7 protein-coding genes are annotated in these 6,727 nt (G+C 55.9%); 3 read left to right on the top strand and 4 right to left on the bottom strand.

Translation table 11 applies throughout. The annotated features are described in order from the left end of the window. The first annotated feature begins 228 nt into the window (after nucleotides 1–228). A complete protein-coding gene (locus tag WD429_RS16340; protein ID WP_368423249.1) occupies nucleotides 229–900 on the top strand; it encodes an SDR family oxidoreductase in 672 nt (223 codons plus the stop codon). A 6-nt stretch (nucleotides 901–906) separates the two neighbouring features. Here the strand turns inward: WD429_RS16340 and WD429_RS16345 are convergent, their stop codons facing one another. The 3 genes from WD429_RS16345 to rlmF all read right to left on the bottom strand — a co-directional run bounded on the left by WD429_RS16345 (nucleotide 907) and on the right by rlmF (nucleotide 3,421). Next, complete coding sequence (locus tag WD429_RS16345; protein WP_368423250.1) at nucleotides 907–1,293, bottom strand: hypothetical protein; 387 nt, start codon at nucleotides 1,291–1,293, stop codon at nucleotides 907–909. Between the two features lie 168 nt (nucleotides 1,294–1,461). Continuing rightward, entirely contained in the window at nucleotides 1,462–2,337 is an 876-nt protein-coding gene (locus tag WD429_RS16350) for a mechanosensitive ion channel domain-containing protein (RefSeq protein ID WP_368423251.1), read from the bottom strand. Between the two features lie 151 nt (nucleotides 2,338–2,488). Then, nucleotides 2,489–3,421: a 23S rRNA (adenine(1618)-N(6))-methyltransferase RlmF gene (gene rlmF / locus WD429_RS16355; protein WP_368423252.1), complete on the bottom strand. Its 933-nt coding sequence runs from the start codon at nucleotides 3,419–3,421 to the stop codon at nucleotides 2,489–2,491. Nucleotides 3,422–3,561: 140 nt separating this feature from the next. Between rlmF and WD429_RS16360 the strand changes: the two genes are divergently transcribed. After that, a complete protein-coding gene (locus tag WD429_RS16360) occupies nucleotides 3,562–4,908 on the top strand; it encodes a diguanylate cyclase (protein WP_368423253.1) in 1,347 nt (448 codons plus the stop codon). A gap of 112 nt (nucleotides 4,909–5,020) precedes the next feature. On the opposite strand, the gene WD429_RS16365 is transcribed toward WD429_RS16360, so the two are convergent. Then, on the bottom strand, nucleotides 5,021–6,031 hold the full coding sequence (locus WD429_RS16365) for an AraC family transcriptional regulator (RefSeq protein ID WP_368423254.1): 1,011 nt from the start codon (nucleotides 6,029–6,031) through the stop codon (nucleotides 5,021–5,023). 119 nt (nucleotides 6,032–6,150) lie between these two features. Here WD429_RS16365 and WD429_RS16370 point away from each other — a divergent pair. Next, a partial coding sequence (locus WD429_RS16370) for an SDR family oxidoreductase (protein WP_368423255.1) occupies nucleotides 6,151–6,727 on the top strand: 577 nt, incomplete at its 3' end.

A 6,727-nucleotide genomic window follows, 5' to 3' on the forward strand; every position in this document is an offset into this window, starting at 1 on the left:
ATAATTTCAGCATTGTCAGCTCCTCCGGTGCGCATGCACCATTTGTTTGATGAGTTCCTAATTCAGTCGAATGGGAGCGTGTGAAATCGACATCGCGTCGAAATTGCTTTTATAGTGGGTTATTGGAAAATAAAGCCTCGGGGTTACCAGATACGCGCTGAAAAGCGCGGTTCCTGAACGGCCACACATTCCGCATGACTCAGTGTTTTCACCAAAGTAGAGGTATTTATGGCAGATAGGAAAACCGTGGTTATCACCGGTGCCAACCGTGGTATTGGGCTGGAACTGGCGCGGCACTACGCCAGCGAAGGCTGCTCGGTTATCGGCGTGTGCCGACAGGCATCCGATGAGTTGCATACCATCGCCAGCCGAGTGATAGAAGGCGTGGATGTGACCACCGAAAGTGGTATCGGAACCCTGACCGCAGGGCTGGAAGGCCAGACCATTGACCTTCTGATCAACAATGCGGGCCTGCTGCAGGATGAAAAACTGGGCAGTATCGACTTCGATTCCATTCGTATCCAGATGGAGATCAACGCTTACGCACCGCTGCGGGTGGCGGAAGCGCTGGTGCCGCAGATTGCCCCAGGCGGCAAGATTGCCAACATCACCAGCCGCATGGGGTCCATCGCCGACAACGACTCCGGCGGACGTTACGGTTACCGTGCCTCAAAGGCCGCACTGAACGCCTTCGGAAAATCCCTGGCCATGGACCTTAAATCCAAAGGCATCGCCGTCGCCCAGCTGCACCCCGGCTATGTACAGACCCGCATGGTGAATTTTGGCGGGCTGATCACGCCGGAAGAGTCGGCAAAGGGCCTGGCTGAGCGTATTGACGCGCTGAACCTGGAAAACACCGGCTCCTTTTGGCACAGCAATGGGGAAGAGCTGTCCTGGTAACGATCTTCAGCCGCCGACCTGATTCCGGATGTGATCAATCACCAGTCCGTGCTCGTGCTGCGGGCTGAACATCACAATGTCCGTATCTTCCTCGGCGCGAACGCTATGTCCCGGGGGCCAGTAGAACAGATCGCCACCGCGTGACGTTTCCTCGCTGCCGTCCAGGTACAGCGCCGTGATCTCTCCGTTCACCACGTAACCCCAGTGAGGACACTGGCATCGATCACCTTCAAGCCCGTGCAACAACTCGGTGATATCGGTGCCCGCGCCAAAGGTGAAGTATTCCGCCCCCATGGTCTCGTAGCCCGAGACATTGCCAAAGCCGGTTTGTTGTCGTGCCTTTGCTCCGGGCACGTCGATCCGAACAGGTATATCTTCCCGTGCGATACGCATAAGGATTACCTCCGTGTCTATTCCGGTGGGAATGGTCCCAAGTGCTGTGACTGTTCAGAGCTTCGAAAGTTCGGCTGCTACAAGGATTTTGTCGAACACAATGGATGCTGCGGTGATGAACTCAGAACAGCCTCCTGACCCTGATCAGCACCGGCCCCGGGCGGTACGCTAATCGTTTTCGTCAGCGGGTCGGGTCTTCTTGCTGGAGAAATCCGCGTTGGCAAAAACCTCCGACAGGATAGCCTGCTCGATGTAACTGCGCTGTCCGGATTTGGCGGGTAGCCTAACGGTAAGGTGGATTTCGCTCGCCAGCGGGGCCTGGATGGTCACCCGTGGGTCCACGGAGGGTACTTCCAGGCCCCGCGATACGCCCACTTTGTTCATATATTTGCGAACTGACTCCAGATAGGGGGCGCAGTGGCGATTGGCGGCCTCCAGCAGGGCCGTCTGGGCGGCTTGCCAATCGTCCTCCCGTTTAAAGGGCACGGTGAACACATGGAAGTCCCAGTGGTCGGTAAAACTCTCATTGATGACCGGCTCGGACACAAACAACGCATTGGGTATCACAATCATTCGCCCGGTGCGCTGGTGACCGGTTTTGCCAGGCCCAACCTCAAGGACAGTGGTGGCCAGCAGGGTTTGGTCGATGACATCACCGCGGAAATCCTTCACCTGAATGCGGTCACCGAGATTGAAAGAGCCAGCGCCGCTCTTCAGGATTGCGCCGGAAATACACAGGATCAATTCCTTGGTGGCAACAACGAAAGCGACGGCGATGGCGACGATGGACAGCGCCAGAGACCGTATCTGGTCGCCCCAGATCAACGCCATGCCCAGTATCCCTAATAGCAGGAAGCCATTGCGAGAATTCACCAGCAACCGCCCCCGCAACTCGGACGACGCCACGTTTCGCCGTATAAAACGAGCGGTCAGGGTCCGCAGGATAACGATGGCGAACACCAGCAACACGGTGCTGATCACCAGCCTCAACATGGAATCTGGCATCGAAAAATTTTCAGGCACCCAGGCCAGGCTCTCAAACATTCTTGCGTCCCGTGACTTTTCAATATGATGGCTTATTATTCCTGTGCACGAAGTATTACACCAATCGATGAATCCGGGAACGTCTTCGCGTAAAAACGCGCCGCCTTCACGACGGCGCATCACATGCAGTTGCGAACGCCAAAACCGTTGCTTAGATGAAGGTCCAGGCCAAGACCCGCGTGATTTTATTTCCGTGCGTCATCTCTATTTCACGAATATCAACGGCACCGAGCTTACGAATCAACTTTGTTAAAGGCTTAACATTGTCGGCTTTGGAGACCAGGCTGGTAAACCAGCGGCATTGAGTCGAATACAGCTGGCTTTCTTTGGCCAGCTTTTTAAGAAACAGTTGTTCGCCCCCTTTACACCAAAGTTCTGCGCCTAGCCCGCCAAAATTCAAAGTGGGGGATTGGGTGTTTGCTTTTTGCTCACCGCGACTACGAGCAAGGTTATTGAGCTTAAGCCGGCTACCTTTAAGTGCTTCCTCGAGCGATGCATGGAAGGGTGGATTGCACACGCTGACGTCAAAGAACTCACCCGCTTCAATGATCCCCTCAAAAATATGGTTTTTATCGTGCTGCATGCGAAGCGTGAAGCAGTCTTTGAGTGTGGGGTTGTTGGCGATAATCGTGGCTACGTTCGCAAGCGACTGAGTGTTAATGTCACTACCAACACACTGCCAGCCGTAAATTTGGCAGGCCAGTAGCGGGTAGACTCCATTAGCGCCCGTCCCTATGTCGAGCATTCTGATGGCGGGTTTTTCGAGCCCAAGCAAGTCTGCCATGTGATGGATATAGTCGGCTCTGCCCGGGATTGGGGGGCAGAGGGCACCCTCTGGAATATCCCAATCGACAACATTGTAGTGTCGGTTTAATAACGCCGCGTTGAGCGCTTTTACCGCCAGTGGGTCTGAAAATTCGATGGAGAGGTCGCCGTGAGCGTTTGGTTTCACGTGAGGGGCCAGCGCAGGGTGGCTCTTTACGAGAGCGGGGAAGTCATAGCCTTGGTTGTGCAGATTCCTTGGGTGAAGACCCTTGCGAACTGGCCGGGCTTGGCTTTTATTGTTTCGATGAGAGATGCTCACAGTGATTGGCCTGGGGCTTGGAGTTCAAAAGTAGAGTGGGGCTGGCTTAGGCCGCGAGTATAATCTTTATGTTTGGGTTACGCCTATTCTCGATTATGCTGTAAAAACTATCTTTTCCTGTGAAGTAAATGGCTGCGCCTATGCCTGTGGATTTGGAAACGCTGTATCCCAAGCTGGTTAATCTGTTGCTAGACCCGGTATTCGTTGTGGATGAGTCCGGGAACATTGTGTTCGTCAGCGACGCCTGCGAGTCGCTGCTGGGGTACACCGCTTCTGAAATGATTGGCACGCTGATTTTCGATTACCTCCACCCTGATGACCGTGAGCGCACCCGCGCTGAAGCTAACCGCGTTATGACGGGCCACCCCCATACGAACTTTGAAAATCGATATCTCCATAAAGATGGCCATGCTGTTCACATTTTATGGTCCGCGCGCTGGTCAGAAGACGACAAGCTGCGAATTGGCTTAGCCCGCAATGTGACGTCTCTGAGGCGCGCAAATCAGACCCGGGATGCGCTGTATCGAATATCTGAAGCCGCGCACGGCGCTGACAGCCTGCGTGGGATCTGCGACGGAGTGCGGCAGGTGATTGCAGAGCTGTTTCCGCGCAACGACCTGCACCTGGCATTCTATGATCCGGTACGGACGGTGTTGACCGTTCCGGATTGGTCTGTTGATCGCGCAAACGACTGGGTTGAAGGCTCGATGCAGCCCGGCACGGCCCTGGCGGAGGTGATCAGCTTGGGGCAGACCTTGCTTGCCTCACGGGACCCCTCTCAACCGGGCCTTGGGGTTATAACAGAGAGCGGGTTGAAATCGCCGGGCCCCTTAAACTGGCTCGGTGTGCCTCTGATTTCAAACGATTCGGTACTGGGCGCGCTGGTCATTGAGAGCCAGTCAGAACACATACGTTATTGCGCTGCGGACCAGGAGTTGCTTCAGTTCGTCGCGACGCAGGTCGCTATCGTTGTCGAACGCAAGCGCGCGGAAGATCACCTGCGCTTTCTTGCGCACCACGACCCACTGACGGGTTTGACCAACCGATCACTGTTTTATGACCGGCTGGAAACCGCACTGAAATCAGCCGGCCGGCATAACAGCCTGGTGGCACTGTTGTACCTGGACCTGAACGATTTCAAACAGATCAACGACACCCTGGGCCATGAAGCAGGCGACCAGCTGCTGATCGAAACTGCCCGCCGGTTGGAACAGTGCACCCGCGAAACAGACACGGTTGCGCGCATGGGCGGCGACGAATTCACCGTGTTGTTGACCGACATCAGCGATCTTGCCGCAGTGGATGCTGCCGTTGGCAAAATCCGCGAGGTAATGGCCGTGCCAATGATGCAGGAAGGCCAGATAGTTCTGATTTCCTTCAGCGTGGGTGTTGCCCTGTACCCGCAAGATGGCCGCACGGCGCGCCATCTGCTTGGAAGCGCCGACTCGAAAATGTACGAGCACAAACGAAGACGCCAAGCGGGTTAACGACAGCCCTTCAAAAGAAGATAGAAGCGCTCTGTCATGCAGTTTAGAGAATTACCAGGGCCTCAGAGCCAGCCCCGGCTCAGGATAAGTAAACCGACGCCATGTTTAACGCTCAGCTGTGCCGCTGCCGATAAGCCAGCGGTGTTGTACCCGTCCAGCGGATAAAGCTGCGGGTAAACGCACTGTGCTCCGAGTAGCCCAGCAGCAACGCAATATCCACCAACCCCAGGCGGGTTTCGCGCAGATAGCGTTCAGCAATTTCCTGGCGAACTGCCGCCACCTCTTTCAAGAAGCTAGTGCCGGCAGCGGTCAGTTGGCGTTGCAGGGTACGCACAGATAAGTCCATGCCCTCGGCAACAGAGGCAATCTCCGGACTGGCCTCAGGCAACTGGCGTCCAATGCGGCGTCGCACCTCATCAATCAACGGGGACTGGTCAGGCAGGCGCGCAAGAAGGGAATCCGCTTGTTCTTCCAGCATGGCCAGCATGGCCGGATCTGCAGTATGAAGAGGCTCCACCAGGGTCTCCGCATCCATCCGTATCACCGTATCCACTTGTTCAAACTCGACCGGGCAGCCGAAAAACTCCGTGTATTCATGGGCATCGGCTGGCGTTGGATTGATAAAGGACACGTAGGTCGGAGAAAACCCCGGGCGCGACAGTCCCCGACACAGGTGCACCAAAGCCGTTATAGCGGTTTCATCCACCAACGGGCCCGGCCGACCATGCTCGGCACCCCAGACAAGCTCTACGCCATCACCGCTGGCCCTGATTTCCATCGGGGTTACGTCATAAACCAGCCGTTGATACCGGTCCAGGCGACTCAACGCTTCCCCCAGATTCTGTGAGGCCATGATCACGTATCCCAGCACACCAATATGGCGCAGACCAAGAGTTTGTCCCAGATGGAGCCCCAGCAATGGGTCATTCAGATGGCCCGCTGCACACTCCAGCAGTGCGCGCCAGTCATCAATCGGTAAATCGGCATTCAAGGCAATATCTGTCGGTGGCCTGGATTGTGGCAGCACCGCATCACTATTCAGCCCCTTTGCGTCCAGGTACTCATACAAAGCAAGAGCGAAGCTGGCCGGTATACGGCGTCGGTGAGGAATATTCATTGGCATCTCGATATCCGTCAACCCTTTTGGCGTAAAGTGTTAAATCAATGGCAGCCCATGTCAAGCAACCCACCCGCCATTTAGACAAAGTAGGCTTACGACACATAGATTCCGAGGATTGAAGCATGCAGCTATTAGTTACCGGCGCAGCCAACGGTATTGGTGCCAGCGTTACTGAGCTGGCCATGAAGAAAGGGCACCAGGTTGTCGCGACCGATCAGGATATAAAGGCGCTGAATCAACGCTGGAAAAACCAGCCGTCCGTGCGTTGCGAAGCCCTGGATGTGCGCGACGAAGCACAATGGCAAAGTCTGATCCGCAAGCTTGAAGGCGAAGGCCAGACCATCGACGTACTGGCGAATGTGGCGGGCGTATTGCGCAGCGGGCGCACGGGGAACCTCAAAGGTGATGACATCCGCCTGATGCTGGAGGTGAATGTGCAGGGTGCCATTCTGGGCGCCAATGCCGTTGCCGCACACATGATCGCCCACGGCGTCAAAGGCCACATTATCAACGTTGGCTCGATCGCCTCCCTGTATGCCACACCGGGCAACACCATCTACGCCGCCAGCAAGTTTGCCGTTCGTGGGTTCAGTATTGCCGCCGCCGGCGATCTCCGCCCCCATGGCATTGCGGTCACCCTGGTGGGCCCTGGCCCGGTCAAAACCGGCATGCTGGAACAGCAACGGGGCGATGAAGATG

It is taken from the genome of Marinobacter sp. (assembly GCF_040904845.1).
Classification (GTDB): Bacteria; Pseudomonadota; Gammaproteobacteria; order Pseudomonadales; family Oleiphilaceae; genus Marinobacter.